The organism is Pseudomonas alliivorans (genome assembly GCF_017826695.1).
Lineage (GTDB): Bacteria > Pseudomonadota > Gammaproteobacteria > Pseudomonadales > Pseudomonadaceae > Aquipseudomonas > Aquipseudomonas alliivorans.
On the sequence record NZ_JAFFZW010000002.1, the window covers coordinates 874,986 to 890,540 of the forward strand.

The 15,555-nt window shown below is 61.9% G+C and carries 14 protein-coding genes; 5 read left to right on the forward strand and 9 right to left on the reverse strand.

Annotated features, from left to right (window positions below; translation table 11 throughout):
• The first annotated feature begins 72 nt into the window (after positions 1-72).
• The 5 genes from JTJ32_RS08510 (at position 73) to JTJ32_RS08530 (ending at position 7,877) form a co-directional block, all read left to right on the forward strand.
• A complete protein-coding gene (locus tag JTJ32_RS08510) occupies positions 73-1,281 on the forward strand; it encodes an efflux RND transporter periplasmic adaptor subunit (protein WP_210041765.1) in 1,209 nt (402 codons plus the stop codon).
• Positions 1,278-2,378 (forward strand): efflux RND transporter periplasmic adaptor subunit, encoded by a 1,101-nt coding sequence (locus JTJ32_RS08515; protein ID WP_210041766.1) that lies wholly within the window; start codon positions 1,278-1,280, stop codon positions 2,376-2,378. Before JTJ32_RS08510 ends, JTJ32_RS08515 begins: the two co-directional genes overlap by 4 nt.
• A complete protein-coding gene (locus JTJ32_RS08520) occupies positions 2,375-5,419 on the forward strand; it encodes an efflux RND transporter permease subunit (RefSeq protein WP_210041767.1) in 3,045 nt (1,014 codons plus the stop codon). Before JTJ32_RS08515 ends, JTJ32_RS08520 begins: the two co-directional genes overlap by 4 nt.
• A 162-nt stretch (positions 5,420-5,581) precedes the next feature.
• Positions 5,582-6,796 (forward strand): MFS transporter, encoded by a 1,215-nt coding sequence (locus JTJ32_RS08525; protein ID WP_210041768.1) that lies wholly within the window; start codon positions 5,582-5,584, stop codon positions 6,794-6,796.
• Between the two features lie 319 nt (positions 6,797-7,115).
• Positions 7,116-7,877, forward strand: coding sequence for a hypothetical protein (locus JTJ32_RS08530; protein ID WP_210041769.1), 762 nt, complete (start codon positions 7,116-7,118; stop codon positions 7,875-7,877).
• Positions 7,878-8,051: 174 nt separating this feature from the next.
• On the opposite strand, the gene JTJ32_RS08535 is transcribed toward JTJ32_RS08530, so the two are convergent.
• The 9 genes from JTJ32_RS08535 to JTJ32_RS08575 form a co-directional block, all read right to left on the reverse strand.
• Positions 8,052-8,771, reverse strand: a complete 720-nt coding sequence (locus JTJ32_RS08535; protein WP_210041770.1) for an alpha/beta hydrolase — start codon at positions 8,769-8,771, stop codon at positions 8,052-8,054.
• Positions 8,772-8,846: 75 nt separating this feature from the next.
• Entirely contained in the window at positions 8,847-11,183 is a 2,337-nt protein-coding gene (gene gspD, locus JTJ32_RS08540) for a type II secretion system secretin GspD (protein WP_210041771.1), read from the reverse strand.
• Positions 11,183-11,713, reverse strand: a complete 531-nt coding sequence (locus tag JTJ32_RS08545; RefSeq protein WP_210041772.1) for a type II secretion system protein, XpsN-like — start codon at positions 11,711-11,713, stop codon at positions 11,183-11,185. Before JTJ32_RS08545 ends, gspD begins: the two co-directional genes overlap by 1 nt.
• Positions 11,710-12,321, reverse strand: a complete 612-nt coding sequence (gene gspM, locus JTJ32_RS08550; RefSeq protein ID WP_099227940.1) for a type II secretion system protein GspM — start codon at positions 12,319-12,321, stop codon at positions 11,710-11,712. Before gspM ends, JTJ32_RS08545 begins: the two co-directional genes overlap by 4 nt.
• Positions 12,302-13,393 (reverse strand): type II secretion system protein GspL, encoded by a 1,092-nt coding sequence (locus tag JTJ32_RS08555; RefSeq protein ID WP_210041774.1) that lies wholly within the window; start codon positions 13,391-13,393, stop codon positions 12,302-12,304. Before JTJ32_RS08555 ends, gspM begins: the two co-directional genes overlap by 20 nt.
• A complete protein-coding gene (locus JTJ32_RS08560) occupies positions 13,390-14,124 on the reverse strand; it encodes a type II secretion system protein GspK (RefSeq protein WP_210041775.1) in 735 nt (244 codons plus the stop codon). The genes JTJ32_RS08555 and JTJ32_RS08560 overlap by 4 nt, the downstream gene beginning before the upstream one ends.
• Positions 14,121-14,753, reverse strand: a complete 633-nt coding sequence (locus JTJ32_RS08565; protein WP_099227943.1) for a type II secretion system protein GspJ — start codon at positions 14,751-14,753, stop codon at positions 14,121-14,123. The genes JTJ32_RS08560 and JTJ32_RS08565 overlap by 4 nt, the downstream gene beginning before the upstream one ends.
• Positions 14,750-15,121 (reverse strand): type II secretion system protein, encoded by a 372-nt coding sequence (locus JTJ32_RS08570; RefSeq protein WP_099227944.1) that lies wholly within the window; start codon positions 15,119-15,121, stop codon positions 14,750-14,752. The genes JTJ32_RS08565 and JTJ32_RS08570 overlap by 4 nt, the downstream gene beginning before the upstream one ends.
• On the reverse strand, positions 15,121-15,555 hold the full coding sequence (locus JTJ32_RS08575) for a prepilin-type N-terminal cleavage/methylation domain-containing protein (RefSeq protein WP_099227945.1): 435 nt from the start codon (positions 15,553-15,555) through the stop codon (positions 15,121-15,123). Before JTJ32_RS08575 ends, JTJ32_RS08570 begins: the two co-directional genes overlap by 1 nt.

Here is a 15,555-nt window from a genome sequence, read left to right on the forward strand (position 1 = left end):
GCCCGCGCCACGTCCCGTGGCGCAGTGGTTCATGGATGAACGTTTCTTTTCCCGGGCAGTGGCGACTCATTGATGATGTATTTCTGTGCAGATGTTGTGCGTCGGCTCGGCCATGCGTGTGAAACAGGCCGACCGACCCGGATCCCCCCTTTCCAGCGCTGGCTGACCGTTGGCTGCACCTTCGCACTGACACTTTCACTGGGAGCCTGCTCTGCCGGCAAAGCACCGGAAAAACTGCCTGTGCGGGTATCGGTCCAGACGGTTCAGGCGCAGGACATCGCCACGCAGGTGGTGCTCAGCGGCGATATTCAGGCACGCAAGGTGACCGACCAGTCCTTTCGAGTATCGGGCAAGCTGGTAAAACGATTCGTGGACGTTGGTGACCGGGTGCACGTCAATCAAGTGCTGGCCAAACTGGACCCGCGCGAGCAGCGCACAGGCCTTGAGTCCGCCAGCGCCGAGGTTGCAGTGAGGGAGTCCCGGCTGCGTCTTGCCGAGCAGAATTATCAGCGTCAGCAACGCTTGTTGCCCAAGGGTTACACCAACCTCAGCGAGTACCAGCAGGCGCGCTCCAGTCTGGAAAGCGCGCGTGGTGATCTGGCGTCTTTCAAAGCACAGCAGGCCACTGCCCGTGAGCAGGTCGGTTATACCGAACTGCTTGCCGTCGCAGACGGTGTGATCACCGCACGGCAGGCCGAAGAAGGTCAGGTGGTGCAGGCTGCCGCACCGGTTTTCAGCCTGGCACACGATGGCGAACGCGAAGCGGTGTTCGCAGCTTATGAATCGCTGCTCGGCACCGACCGAATCGGAGACCGGGTCGCGATCAGCCCGGTGGGCCAGCCCGATATCGAGCTGATCGGCAGGGTCCGCGAAATCACCCCTATCGTTTCCACCACCAGCGGCACGTTACGCGTGCGCGTCGTACTGCCGGACACCTCTCCCGCTCCGGGTCTCGGATCAGTGGTAAGCGCCCGACTCGAAAATCATGCACAACGCGCTTTCGTCCTGCCGTGGTCGGCGCTGACACGCTCGCAGGGGCAGCCCGCAGTCTGGCGAGTGGATGACCAGTCTCTGGTCTCGTTGCAACAGATCAGGGTGCTGCGATACGAACAGGGTCAGGTGCTTGTCGCAGAGGGATTGTCCGAAGGCGAGCAGGTGGTCTCTCAAGGCCTGCAATTTCTCTACGCGGGGCAGAAGGTCGAAGTGGCCGGGCAGACCGGCGGTAAGGATGGCCTTGCAGTCGCTGCCTCACGGATCACTGTTTCGGAACGACAGCGATGAGTGTCCACTCCCGCCAGCCTCGAATCCTGACCTTCAGTTGGCTGGCCTGCGCAGCGTTGATCGCCCTGTCCGGCTGCCGCGACAAACCGGTTCGTGAAGCGATCGAGCGGCCGGTGCTGTTCACTGAAATTGTCGAGCCGCACCAGGCGTTGCATGGCCGTTTCGCGGGCAGCATTCAACCGCAGTACGAAGTCCCGCTGGGGTTTAGAGTCGCCGGGCGTATCGCCACCCGTCAGGCCGAGGTCGGCAAGGCCGTGCGCAAGGGCGATCTGCTGGCCACTCTGGAACCCAGCGAGCAACAGAATCAACTGCACGCCCGACAGGCGGAACTCAGCAAGGCACACGCTTCGTGGCAACAGGTTCGTGACGAACAGTTGCGCTACCAGCAATTGTTCGAGCGCGGCGTCGGCTCACGGGCGCGGCTCGATCAATTGAGCAGCGACCTGCGCAATCAGGAAGCCTTGCAGCAGCGCGCCGACATCGCGTTGCAGCAAGCCCGCGACCACCTGTCTTATACCCGCCTGCTGGCGGAGTTCGACGGACTGGTGACCGACTGGCGTGCCGAGGTGGGCCAGGTGATGGCTGCCGGAGAACCGGTGGTCAGCCTGGCGCGTCCCGAGAGCCGCGAAGCGGTGGTCGATCTGCCGGTCGGTCTAGTCGCTTCGCTGACTGACCACGCGCAGATCCGGGTGTCGTCGCCCTTGAACCCTCAGGTTTCGGTCACCGCACAGATTCGTCAGCTGTCTCCGCAAATCGATGCCACCACACGTACTCAACGGGTACGGCTGACTCTGAACCATACGCCGGATCTGTTTCGGATCGGCTCGACCGTCAGCGTCGAGATCAGCGGTTCGGCGCCAACGTCCCATCGACTGCCCGGCAGTGCTGTCGTGCAACGCGAGGGCAACGCGCAGGTATGGGTAATCGACACGCGGACGTCGACCTTGAGCCCGCGTGTGATTCAGGTGCTGGCGCGCAACGGCTCGACAGTTCAGGTCGAGGGCGAATTGCAGGTCGGCGACAAGGTCGTCACCGCGGGCGTCAACACCATGCAGCCCGGCCAGAAGATTCGCATGCAACGAGAGGTCGGTTTGTGAGGGAGCGCTTCAATCTGTCGGCCTGGGGCCTCAGGCATCGCACGCTGGTCTGGTACATGATGTTCGTTTCGCTGCTGATGGGCAGTTGGTCGTTCCTGAATCTGGGCCGTGAGGAAGATCCGTCCTTCGCCATCAAGACCATGGTGATACAGGCACGCTGGCCTGGCGCGACCCTGAATGACACCTTGCAACAGGTGACGGATCGCCTGGAGAAAAAGCTCGAGGAAATCGACGCGCTGGACTACGTGAAAAGCTACACGCTGGCTGGCGAATCCACCCTGTTCGTGTTTCTCAAGAGCGAAACCCGCAGCGCAGACATTCCCGAGGCCTGGTATCAGGTGCGCAAGAAGATCAGCGACGTGCGCGGCGAACTGCCCGCCGGCATTCAGGGTCCGGCGTTCAATGACGAGTTCGGTGATGTGTTCGGCAGCATCTACGCCTTCACGACCGATGGCCTGTCGTTTCGCCAGTTACGCGACTACGTCGAGCAGGTACGGGCCGATATCCGCAGCGTGCCCAATCTGGGCAAGATCGAGCTGCTCGGGGCTCAGCGAGAAGTCATCTATCTGAACTTTTCCATTCGCAAACTGGCTGCACTGGGAATCGACCAGCGTCAGGTGCTGCAAAGCCTCCAGGCCCAGAACTCGGTCACACCGGCAGGCGTCATGGAAGCGGGCCCCGAGCGCATCGCGGTCAGGGCCAGCGGCCAGTTCACCAGCGAGGAAGACCTTCTGGCGGTCAACCTGCGCTTGGGCGACCGTTTCTTTCGCCTCAGCGATCTGGCCACGGTCGAGCGCCGTTACGCCGACCCGCCCTCTTCTCTGTTCCGTTTCAACGGTCAGCCTGCCATCGGCCTGGCGGTGGCGATGAAACAGGGCGGCAACATTCAGGCCTTCGGCACGCAGTTGCAGCAGCGCATCGAAGAACTGACCACTGAATTGCCGCTGGGCATCGACGTGCACCTGGTGTCGAGTCAGGCCGACGTGGTCGAAAAAGCCATCGGCGGCTTCACCCGCGCCTTGTTCGAAGCGATCCTGATCGTGCTGGTCGTCAGCTTCATCAGCCTGGGCATACGCGCCGGTCTGGTCGTGGCCTGTTCGATCCCGCTGGTGCTGGCACTGGTCTTCGTGTTCATGGAGTACAGCGGCATCACCATGCAGCGCATTTCCCTCGGTGCCCTGATCATCGCCCTGGGACTGCTGGTGGATGACGCCATGATCACCGTGGAAATGATGGTGACCCGCCTGGAGCATGGCGACAGCCGGGAACAGGCCGCAACCTTCGCCTACACCTCGACCGCCTTTCCCATGCTGACCGGCACATTGGTGACTGTCGCAGGTTTTGTACCGATCGGTCTAAACCACAGCTCGGCGGGCGAATACGTGTTCACCATGTTCGCCGTAATCGCGGTGGCGCTGCTGCTGTCCTGGCTGGTGGCGGTGTTGTTCGCGCCGCTGATCGGCGTACACCTGCTCAAGGTGACCGCCGTGCATGCGGCTCCGGGACGCTGGATGCGGGGTTTCAGCCGGTCGCTGGTCAAGGCGCTGGAACATCGCTGGTGGGTAATCGGCATCACCACGCTGATGTTCATGGGCTCGCTGTTCGCCGGCAAACTGCTGCAGAACCAGTTCTTCCCGGATTCGGACCGGCCGGAAATCCTCGTCGACTTCTACCTGCCGCAGAACGGCTCGATCGAAGGCACCCGCCAGACCATGGACCGCTTCGAGTCCACCCTGAAAGACGACCCGGACGTGCTGCACTGGAGTTCCTACGTCGGCAAGGGCGCAGTGCGTTTCTACCTGCCGCTGGATCAGCAACTGAGCAACCCGTTCTACGGCCAGATGGTCGTCGTCAGCCGAGGTGGCGAAACCCGCGACCGATTGATCGAACGGCTGCGCCAACGCTTTCGTGATGACTACGTAGGTGTCGGCGGCTACGTGCAGCCACTGAACATGGGGCCGCCTGTAGGTTGGCCGATTCAATACCGGATCAGCGGACCGGACATCGAACAGGTGCGCAGCCAGGCCATGACGCTGGCCGCCCTGCTCGACACCCACCCCAATATCGGCCAGGTGATCTACGACTGGAACGAACCGGGCAAGGTGTTGAAAATCGACATTGCGCAGGACAAAGTGCGTCAGTTCGGCCTGTCATCCGAGGACGTCGCGCAGATTCTCAACAGTCTGGTCAGCGGCACGACCATCACTCAGGTGCGCGACAACACTTATCTGGTCGACCTTGTGGGGCGCGCCGAAAGTGATGAGCGCAGCTCGATCCAGACCCTTGGCAGCCTGCAGATCCCGACGCCGAATGGCTCGACTGTACCGCTGCTGTCATTCGCCACCCTCAGTTATGAGCAGGAGCAACCGCTGGTCTGGCGTCGCGACCGCCTGCCGACCATTACCCTGAAAGCCAGCGTGCTCGGCAAGCTGCAACCGGCGGCCTTGGTCAAACAGCTCAAACCCGACGTCGATGCGTTCACCGCCGGCCTGCCCGTGCGCTATTCGGTGGCCACCGGTGGCGCCGTCGAAGCCAGCGCCCGCTCACAGGGTCCGATCCTGAAGGTCGTGCCGTTGATGCTGCTGCTGGTCATAAGCTTTCTGATGATCCAGTTGCACAGCGTTAAAAAGCTGCTGCTGGTGGTCAGCGTGGTGCCCTTAGGATTGATCGGTGTCGTCGCCGCACTGCTGATTTCCGGCTATCCGCTGGGCTTCGTGGCGATTCTCGGCGTGCTGGCGCTGATCGGCATCATCATCCGCAATTCGGTGATTCTGGTGACCCAGATCGACGAATTCATGGCCGCCGGTGAAAGCCCTTGGGCGTCGGTCATTAAGGCCACCGAGCACCGCTGTCGCCCGATCCTGCTCACCGCAGCCGCCGCCAGCCTGGGCATGATACCGATTGCCCGCGAAGTGTTCTGGGGACCCATGGCCATCGCCATGATCGGCGGCATCGCTATCGCGACCCTGCTGACGCTGTTCTTTTTGCCTGCGCTGTATCTGGTTTGTTATGGGATCAGGCCGAAAGCAGATAACATCTGATAAAGCGCAATCCGCCCATCATCACTCACAGAAATATCTTGTATCACCTCGGCACACCTACTTAATGCCTTGCAAAACCGTTAGCCTGCTCAGCATTCCATCCTGAACGGCCCGGGCACGGTAAAGCGTGCGCGAAGCCCGATTGCACGAGCGAGACCCGTGATGCCCCATTCCGCCCAAACTTCCCACGGCAACCCCACCATGACCCGCGGTCTGGTGATGTTGTTTGCGTTCTGCTGCGGCGCTATCGTCGCCAATATCTACTACGCCCAGCCGATCATCGAACTGATCGCGCCGGACATCGGCCTGTCCAGCACGGCGGCGAGTCTGATCGTGTCCCTGACACAGATTGGTTATGCGCTGGGTCTGTTCTTTCTGGTGCCGCTGGGTGACTTGCTGGAAAACCGCAAGCTGATGCTGCTGACCACGGCAGTCGCGACATTGAGCCTGCTGGGCGCGGCATTTGCCGAGCAGCCGAACCTGTTTCTGCTGGTCTCGTTACTGGTGGGTTTCAGCTCGGTGTCGGTGCAGATGCTGGTCCCACTGGCGGCGCATCTGGCGCCCGAGGAAACGCGAGGCCGGGTGGTCGGCGGGATCATGGGCGGTCTGCTGCTGGGTATTCTCCTGGCACGGCCGATCTCAAGCCTGGTGGCCGATCACTTCGGCTGGCGGGCAGTGTTCGGCTCGGCGGCGGTGGTGATGATCGGCATCAGCGTCGTGCTCGCGACCACCATGCCCAAACGTGTGCCCGATCATCGTGCCACGTATGGCCAGTTGCTGTTTTCCCTGTGGACCCTGCTGCGCACCCAGCCGGTGCTGCGCCAACGGGCGTTCTATCAGGCCTGCATGTTCGCGACGTTCAGTCTGTTCTGGACGGCGGTGCCATTGGAGTTGTCGCGCAATCACGGCTTGTCGCAAACCCAGATCGCCATTTTTGCGCTGATCGGTGCCATCGGTGCCATCGCCGCCCCCATCAGTGGCCGGCTGGCTGACGCGGGCCACACCCGAATCCTGTCGTTGGGCGCACTGCTGCTCGGCGCGCTGAGCTTCCTGCCGGGGCTGATTCACCCCCTTTACAGCGTCATCGGCCTCGCCGTCACTGGCGTGGTACTGGATTACTGCGTACAGACCAGCATGGTGCTTGGCCAGCGCACCGTCTACGCGCTGGATGCTGCCAGCCGCAGCCGACTCAACGCGCTGTACATGACCAGTATCTTCCTCGGTGGCGCGGTCGGTTCGGCAGTGGCAAGCCCACTGTTCGATCATGGCGGATGGACCTGGGTGTTGATCGTCGGTACAGCGCTGCCGCTGGTTGCACTGCTGGCATTCCTCAAAGACTCAGCCGGCGCACGACCGGCGCGGGTCAGCCAGGGTTGAGCGCAGCCAGACGCTTTTTTCGCGGACAGAACAGCCTGTCCGCGTTGTTTCAAAATCACCCTTCCTCTGCCTGAAGCCCTCTCTCTCGATGATTGCGCGATGTAACGCTGCACTTTGCACACGAATTACCGGATAATCGCGCCGCGACGGCGTGGTCCGCTCGCCCTTCTGTTTCTTTCCCGCATCAAAAAGCTCGCACTTCCGGCAGCGCGATTGAACACGGATTGTACAAACGCCTCACGACCAGGCCCCCTATCTGCCATGCAGTTGATCTGCCATCGGCACGCACTTCTCGACATTCGAACAAGGCAAAACAGCAATGGACGCAGCACCACCCGCTCCCTCACCCGCCGCTCGCAAGATTTCAGCGATTTTTGCCAGGATATCCTTGGGTATCGGCAGCATGATCGGTGTCCTGTGGAGCATCTTCACCTACCTTTTTCCAGACCCGAGCGTGCTGGGCCTGAATGTCGACTCGATCAATTGGCAGACCCTCATCACCATCGTCGCCAGCATGACGCTGTGCGGCGGACTGGGCATCGCGATCATGGCCAGAAAACTGCCCGGTTTCCTGAAAACGGGCGTCTGGCTGTTGCTGGCGCTGATCCTTTGCGGGGTGTTCTTTAAGCTGGGTGGCGAGTATGCCAAACCCTCGGTGGAGTTTGCCCGCAGTCAGAAACTGTTCGTTGAAAACGACAATGCCAACGTGTTCGGCAAGCGTGCCGAGACCGTCGACAACCTGACGCTGGAGCTGCTGGAGTGTGATCAGAACGGCCAGGCACCCACCTGCACGCTGGAGCTGGTGAACAAGAGTCCGGACCGTGATTTCCGCTTCCTGAACCCGGTCAGTCTGTTCGACGAAACAGGCGGTGCGTTGAACATGATCCAGATGCGAGTCGGTGATACGAAGTTCGATCGCTGGGATTCATTTCAGTTGATCCGTAACGTTCCGACCCGCGTCACGTTGACCTTCGAGGCCGCCAAGGGCCGACTCAAACTGTCCCCCGCACTCAAGCTCACGTTCCGTGATCGCGAGAGCAAGGAAAACGTGCTCAAGTTCAAGGATGTGAAGGTCAACTGATCGTGAAGGTCATTCGATGACCGAGCGGCCACAACAGGCTCGGTCATTGATCAACGCATAAGCGGCTGGATGGAGGCGGCAATAGCGGGAGACGGCTTGCCAGCGATGGCGTCATCCCCAGGCACTGATAAGTCGGCCCAGGCAATCGAGTCGCCGGCAAACCGCCTTCCGCCGTCAGCGAGCCGACTTTTCCAGCCACTGGGCCAGATCTGCCACTTCGGTCTCGTTCAGGTTATGCCCCAGCCCCTCATAGCCATGAAACTCCGGCTTCAGGCCCAGCGCCTTCAAGGTCTTCTCAGCGTCAGGACCACTGGCGTAGGAGACCTGGCGGTCTTCGGCACCATGCCCGATGAACACTTTCAACGTCTTGAGTGCCTCTTCAGGCTTGAGTTCGGACTTCACCACCGGCAGCAGGCGCCCACTCAGCGCAGCGATTCCGCCGACCAGCATTGGCTGACGCAGTGCGACCTCATAACTCATCATCGCTCCCTGACTGAAGCCCACCAGAAACACCTTGTCAGGCCGGGTCTTGTACTTGTCCGTTGCCTGACCGATGAATGCCGTCAAACGCTGAGCGCTGCTTTTCAGGTCTTCGGTCACGCCGTCGTACTCGGTCACGCCGGGCTTTTGGGTGAACCACTTGTAGCTGTCTGGCCGTAACTGCACGGGAGCCTGAACCGACAGGTAGTTGTACGCAGCAGGCAGGTGATCCTTGAGGCTGAACAGATCCGCCGCATTGCTGCCGTAGCCGTGGATGAAGATCACCAGTGGTTTGTCAGGCGCGTCCGTGGTGGCCTGGGCCAGGTAATCCAGCGGCAGATCCGTGTGTAACGTGTCTTGTGCCTGAACCAGTCCAGAGCAGACAAACAGCAAAGCGGCGAAAAATTTCAGCATCAGTCAATGACCTCTGGTGCACGCTGCCCGAAAGCAGCGTCTTCGGTGGACGATGAAGCAGAAACTAACACAGCCTCAGTTCTGGAGGCTGCCTCGCGAGGCTTCGGGCTTGAGCAATTGCATCTGCTGGCGGTAGTCATCGGTAACCTGACGCGCCTGGCTGCTGCTGGTGATCACACGCGGGGTGATCAGCACGATCAGCTCGGTGCGGTCCTTGGCCCTGCTGGTTCTGCCGAACAGCCATCTCAGACCCGGAATTCGGCCCAGGTAAGGCACGGAGCTGACCGTCTCGGCGTTGTCCTGCTTGATGAGGCCGCCCAGCAACACAGTCTGACCACTTTGCGCGGCAACCTGAGTGGCGACCGAGCGCGTCGAAATGCGCGGGTTGCCGTTGAGGTCGGTGGAGCCGGTGTCGGCGTCGCTGACCTGCTGCTGAATGTCCATGTACACCAGACCACCCGGATTGATACGCGGCACCACATCGAGAATCACACCGGTCTGCACGTATTCCACGCTGCTCAGTGTCGTGGCTGAAGCGTTGGTGTTGACCGTGGTCTGACTGATCGGGATGTTGTCGCCGACCTGGATCTGCGCCTGCTGGTTGTTCATCACCACCAGCGACGGCGCCGACAGCACCTGTGTGCGGCCATTGGTTTCCAGCGCACGCAGGGCGACCTGCAAGTTATTGCTGACAAACGAGTAGAACAGCGAGTCGGTGCCTGCCAGTACCGCCCCGCCAGCGCCCAGCGCGCCCTGACTGCCTGCGGTGTTGGTCACGTTGCCGGAGGTCCCGGCATTGCCCGCCAGACGGCCCAGATACCACTGAACGCCCATGTCCAGGTCGCCGGTCAGCTTGACTTCCAGAATGCGCGTTTCGATCTGTACCTGCAGTGGCGGGTTGTCGAGGCGCTTGATCGCCGACTCGATTTCCTTCCATTGCGCAGGACGCGTGCGGACCAGCAACTGGTTGCTGCTCTTCTGTGCGGTGATGCGGGTGCTGGCATCCAGGGATTTGTTGTTGCCACCCGAACCGCCACCCTCTTCGTCGGCCGCGTCGGAGTCTGCGCCGCTCTGCTCTTCAGCGTTTTCGCCGTCGGTACCGTTCTGGCTGTTCATGCCCTGGCTGTTGCCGAAGCCACCTCCATTGCCGCTCATGCCATTCATGCCGTTGCCCATGCCACCGCCGCTCATGCCGCCGCTGCCCATGCCATTGGAACTGCTCATGCCATTGCTGCCGGTGCCATTGAGCGACGACAGACTTGTCGTGCGCAGCCCGGGCGCGACCTTGGCGGCCGAATCCTCCTTGATCGCGCCGGTGCCGTAGATCTGCCGCAGGTATTTGGCCAGATCGGTGGCCTTCATATTGCGCACGTCGTAGACGTACATCTGCGGCTCGTTGCCGCCGCCCTCGTCGATGGTGTGAATCCACTCGCCGACTTCGCGCAGGTATTCCGGCTGCGAGGAAATCGCAACGACCGAGTTGGTCCGCTCGATGGGCAGAAAACGCACCATGCCTGCCAGCGGCATGCCGCTGTCCGGGCCGAACATTTTCTGCAACTCGGGCATCAGTTCGCCGACCGAGGCCCGCTGCAGACCGAACACCCCCACCGACATGCCTTTGAGCCAGTCCACGTCGAAGGTGTCGATGGTGTCCTGATAGTTGGCCAGCTCATCGGGTGTACCGGCCATGCTCAACACATTGCGAGCGGGGTCGACCAACAGGAAGGCGTTTTCGCGAGCGAAGGGTTTGAGCAGCTTCTGCATTTCGTTGGCCGAGATGTAGCGCAACGGGAACAGCCGCGCCGACATGCCGGCCGATGGCTGGGCAACGCGCATTTCCGGAACCAGCTTGCCCGCAACGGCCTGGTTGGACGGCAGGATCACATAGCGATTGCCCTGCTTGATCATGGCGTTGTCGGTCCAGGACAGCAGGGTTTCGAGAATCGACAGCGCCTGCTGCTTGTTGACCGGTTTGGAGGTCGAGAAGCTCACATCACCCTTCACACCCTGAGCAATGCTGTAGTTCTCGTGCAGCAGGTCACCCATGATGCTGTTGATCACCGCCTGAATCGGCTGGTTGGTGAAGTTGAAGACGATGTCGCCCGTCTCCCCTGCCTTCGCTGCCGGAGCAGCGGCAGGCTGGCGAATGAAACGCTGGTTGCCCTGAATGATCTGGCGTTGCGGCGAGGCCGTTGACGACTGAGGCTGTGCCTGTACCGGCAGCTGCTCGCTGCGCGGATCCACTGGCGGACGTTGTGAACCGGTTCCCTGGAGCGCTTCCTGCAGCATGCCATTGTCGGGGTCGAGGGTGTCCTGCCGGGATGCACAGCCGCCAAGGGCGACAGCGGTGGCGAGACAAAGCAAGGGGGTGCGCAAGGTAGCGATGGCGGAAACTCCAGAAAAGGTACCCATCACGGGGTGGAATCGTTGGTAAGGGAAATCGGGGGTGTCGTCGACGGTGGCGGCAGACGCGGCGCAGGCAGGCGCAAGGTCTGCGTGCGGCCGTCGAGGCTGAAGGTGGCCTGCATCGGATCGAGCTGTTCCAGGGTCCAGCCGTTACCCAGCCTGTCACCCTGTTTCACTTTCAGTGCCGGACCACTGGCCTGCTTGAGCAGTGCCACACGCAACGTACCGTCGAGAACGACACCGGTCAGCGTAAGGCCGGAAAGGCTTGCGACCTGTACATCGCTCTTGCCCACCGCCTTGTCAGGGCTGCGATCGGTGCTGAACAGCGGGGTTTGCCAGGTATTGGCCAGACTGTCCAGCGTCGCAGTGGGCGCGCTGTGAGTCTGTGCCGCACGGTCAGCCGGATTGCGTGGTGCCTGCTCGGGCAGCCAGCCCGGCGAATGGGCAGCGCCACTGAGAATCAGCGTCGCCAGCGCGGTCAGCACGGCGGTAGTGCCGAGCAGGGTCCACTCCAATGGACGCAATGAACGCATCATTGCTCGCCCTCCCCGGCTGAAGCCGGTTGCAGATAGCCGCGTACCAGCAGATGCGCCACCAGCTTGCCGGCACCGCCAGTGGCGGGAGCATCGGTGTCGCGGCGCAGGCTCATTTCATCGACGAACAGGAACGGGCGCTGGTACTCCAGCGCATGCAGGATCGCCGTCAGCGGCTCGATGGCACATTCCAGTGTCAGGCTGACCTTGACCTGCCGGTAAGGCTCGGCGCTGTCCTGCTCCGGGGTGATCGGCATGCGCTGGGTCAACGCGCAGCCACCGCCGGTGTCGGCCTGATTGCTGATCAGGTCGGCGACACGCTGCATCAGGTCAGCAGCGACCGCGCTCGGATCATCGCCCGGCAGCAGACTGGTGCTGCTAGCCGGGTCACTGCGGGCCTGCTCCAGCTGTGCACGCAAGGTGTCAGCCTGCTTCAGCAACCCGGCATAGCGTTGCTGCTGCTCGCGCAACTGTTCGGTCTGCTCGCTGATATCGCGCAGAGGGCCGGCGAACCAGCTGTCGATCAGCAGCCAGTAGGCCAGATAAAGGACCAGCGCCAGAATGATCAGCGCCGCGCCCCGCCGCTCACGGCTATTGAGTGGACGACGCATCGGCGCTCTCCTGCGATTCCGATTGATCGGACTGTTCCTGCTGCGGGCTCTGATGCAGATGCGCACGCAGTGAATACTGGTCCTTCCCGGTTTTGCTGTCCGGCTGGATCACCCCCTGAAACTGGGCGTTGTCCAGGCTGCGGCAGTCCTTGACGCGGGCGATCAGCGCACTGGCCTTGGCGCTCTGACCTGCAAAGGCCACCTCGGCGCTGTCGCTGATTTCCAGATGATCGATCCAGGTGTCTGACGGCAGGCAGGCAGTCAGTTCGCTGAGCAATGCCGACAGAGGCGGTTGAGCAGCCTTGCGGCGAAGCAGGTAATTGGCGGCGCCACGGGTATTGGTCAGTTGCTGACGCAATTGCTGAACTTCGCTGACCTGGGCTTTCTGTGCCTTGACCTCGGCCTGCATCTCTTCAAGCAATTGCTGACGGTCGTTGAGCCATAGCAGCATGGTGCCCAGCAGCAACCCGGCGCAGATCCACATCAGCCAGCGTTGCAAGCGGTAACCTGAATGCGATTGCTGCGGGCGCAGCGGTGCCGGCAACAGGTCAATACTCAGGCGCGCTTCGGGTGTGCCGACGTCCACAGTGTCGGGCCGCAGACCCAGCGCAGCGCACGCTTGCAGAATGGCGTCCAGGCGCTGGCGCAGCACGGCCACCAGCCGGACCTGAATGAAGCCGGCATTGCGACTTTCCTGACGGGCGACGAAATACAACTGACTGGCATCGAACGGCGTAAAGCGGTCCAGCTCGTAGCCCACCACGGTCGACAGGTTGCGCGCCGCTGCAACGGGCAGTTGCAGGGTCTGCACCAGCACCAGAGACGAGGGCAACAGCAGGGTCTTCTGTGCATTGACGCCGGTGATGGCAACCGGTTCGACCAGCGGCCAGACATACACCTGCTCGACGGTTTCGCGAACCAGCCACCTGCGCACACGCGGCGGCAGGCAGGCGCGCAATTCTGCGCTCCACCATTGCCAGGCCTGTTGCCCCAGACTGCCACGCCATTGCTGGACGACCCGGTCGCGCAAAGCGATCAACGGTGCCAGACGTGCTGAAACGGATGCATTCATTCTTGCCAACGCAATACCCGATAGGGCTGTGCGCCTCCCTCCGATGGGCTCAATAACACAATGGTCTGTAACAGGGCGACTACGCCGCCCGGTCGTTCTGCGCGGCTGTCGATGGCCAGTACCTCACCGGCATCGGCTCCCACCGCGCTCTGGTTGGGCAAGTTCAGTGCCCGGCGCAACAGCGCCGAGGCAAAAGCAGGATCGGGCCGGTCCAGCCCGCTCCATAACGTCACTTCCGGCAACAGCCGGGTGTACAGCGCCTGCGTCATGCCCGGCAACTGTCGTATTTCTTCAACCACACGCAGCGGCGCCTGACCGTCATCCCGTTGTGCCTCCACGGTCTGGGCGATACTGCTGGCCAGATTGCGGTTCGCCCCGCAGGCCTGCAACAGACGAGCAATATCGGCCGCTGGAGCGCTGTTGAGGTCCAGCTTGCCACGCTCGCTGCGAATACTGACGAGCAACTGCGTGTCATCCATGCGCAACGCCACTGGCCGTCCATCGGCCACCCAGCGTTTGCGCTGCGCAGGGTCCAGCAACCCCTGCACCGCCATATTCAAGCCACCTTCCGCCGCGAGCAGCGCATGGGTGTTCTGCCGCAACCACAGCGCCTGACGGCTCTCCAGTTGTACCCAGCCGGCCAGTCCGCCCAGCAGCAGGCTCAGCACCGCCAGCACCCACAAGACCACCAGTAACGCCACGCCCTGCTGGCGCTTATGAAAATGCTTCACTGCCCGCCCGCCCCGCCCGAAAGATCCAGACGCAGGGCGACCACTTCGCTGACCCAGGGAATCGAGCCCTTGACCTGCGCATCAATGCGCACCGCACCGGGCAGGCGGGTCGGCCAAGGCCATTCGTTCAGCCATCCCGTGGGCTTGCCTTTCGGCGTCAGGCCACGGTAACTGAAATTCAACGATTGCACGTTGTGCAATAACACCTGTGGCTCACCCCAGGGTTCAAGCGTGATGCCATTTGATGTGGTTCTGATCCGGGAGAACGCCACCTGCAGGTCACGATCCCCCTCAGGTCCTTTCAACCCGAGGGTATGCAACTGGATGCCACCACCCAATTCACCCGGCAGCGTGGCCACGAACCTGAGATCCTGAGCCGTACCCTCAAAAAAACCACTCTTGGCGTCATCCTCAGCGGAGGTGTCCAGCGGCAGCGCCTGACTGATGGATGAGCGTAGAAACGCCTGCGCCGCGCGCATCTCATCCAGCCCCACGGTGTAGCGCTCGGCCTTGAGCACCGCACGATTGGCACCCAGCAAGGCACCCGCGACCAACACCAGCAACACGCCCAACAGGCTGATCACCAGCAGAACTTCCAGCAGCGTGAAACCGCGCTGACCGGCCTTCAAGACCCGGCACCGGTCACGGCGCCGCGCAGCCGCAACGTGCTGAACTGCACACGCCGCTGATGCTCAAGCAGCGTCAGATCCAGGCGAAACAATCTGGCCTGGTCGTTGCTGCCCGAGACCTGACGGATTTCCAGATTCCAGTCGATACCGGCCACCCGCCCCTTGCGCGTCCCGTTTTCAAGCGGGCCGCCGCTTTCCTGATCGAACACCGTGCGCGCCGCGTGACTCAGCCGATCGCTGTGAGACACCTGTTGCAAGGAGCGTGCGCTCTGCCCGAAAGCCACCAGCAGCACGCCACTGCACACAGCCATCACGGTCAGCGCAGCAAGCATCTCCAGCAAAGTGAACCCGGACTGCGACACTTTCATTAAAGGGGACGCACCTGAACGCTGCCGGTCAGCCAGCCAATGTCTATGCGCCAGCGACGATCGCCATCGGCGACCATCAGGTTGCCGCCGCTGGAGCCACCATCCGGATAAAACTCCACCGCCGACCCCAGGTCGGAAGCCGTCTGCATCGTCACCTGCAAATGATCGGGCCAGTGCTGTTCACGCTTTCCCGGTGCCTTGAAGGTCAGATGACGCAGGTCGAATTCAGTACGTGCCGGCTGGCCGGTCACAATGGCCCTAACCCGCGTGGCCCGCAATGCCTCAACCATGTCACCGACCGCACGACGTTCACTGGCGGTGCTCAACCCCTGTTGCAGACCGAAACCCACGAGGCCGACAGCGATGCTCATCAACACCAGCACCACCAGCATTTCCATCAGGGTAAAACCACGGCTTGCAACAGGCGATTTCAT

What these genes read in the sequence shown, in the direction of transcription:
- JTJ32_RS08510 (WP_210041765.1), top strand. Translation starts at nt 73, where the DNA reads ATGATGTATTTCTGTGCAGATGTTGTGCGTCGGCTCGGCCATGCGTGT.
- JTJ32_RS08570 (WP_099227944.1), bottom strand. Translation starts at nt 15,121, where the DNA reads ATGAAAGTGTCGCAGTCCGGGTTCACTTTGCTGGAGATGCTTGCTGCG.
- JTJ32_RS08575 (WP_099227945.1), bottom strand. Translation starts at nt 15,555, where the DNA reads ATGAAATCGCCTGTTGCAAGCCGTGGTTTTACCCTGATGGAAATGCTG.
- JTJ32_RS08535 (WP_210041770.1), bottom strand. Translation starts at nt 8,771, where the DNA reads ATGCTGAAATTTTTCGCCGCTTTGCTGTTTGTCTGCTCTGGACTGGTT.
- JTJ32_RS08530 (WP_210041769.1), top strand. Translation starts at nt 7,116, where the DNA reads ATGGACGCAGCACCACCCGCTCCCTCACCCGCCGCTCGCAAGATTTCA.
- JTJ32_RS08525 (WP_210041768.1), top strand. Translation starts at nt 5,582, where the DNA reads ATGCCCCATTCCGCCCAAACTTCCCACGGCAACCCCACCATGACCCGC.
- JTJ32_RS08515 (WP_210041766.1), top strand. Translation starts at nt 1,278, where the DNA reads ATGAGTGTCCACTCCCGCCAGCCTCGAATCCTGACCTTCAGTTGGCTG.
- JTJ32_RS08545 (WP_210041772.1), bottom strand. Translation starts at nt 11,713, where the DNA reads ATGATGCGTTCATTGCGTCCATTGGAGTGGACCCTGCTCGGCACTACC.
- gspM (WP_099227940.1), bottom strand. Translation starts at nt 12,321, where the DNA reads ATGCGTCGTCCACTCAATAGCCGTGAGCGGCGGGGCGCGGCGCTGATC.
- JTJ32_RS08555 (WP_210041774.1), bottom strand. Translation starts at nt 13,393, where the DNA reads ATGAATGCATCCGTTTCAGCACGTCTGGCACCGTTGATCGCTTTGCGC.
- gspD (WP_210041771.1), bottom strand. Translation starts at nt 11,183, where the DNA reads ATGGGTACCTTTTCTGGAGTTTCCGCCATCGCTACCTTGCGCACCCCC.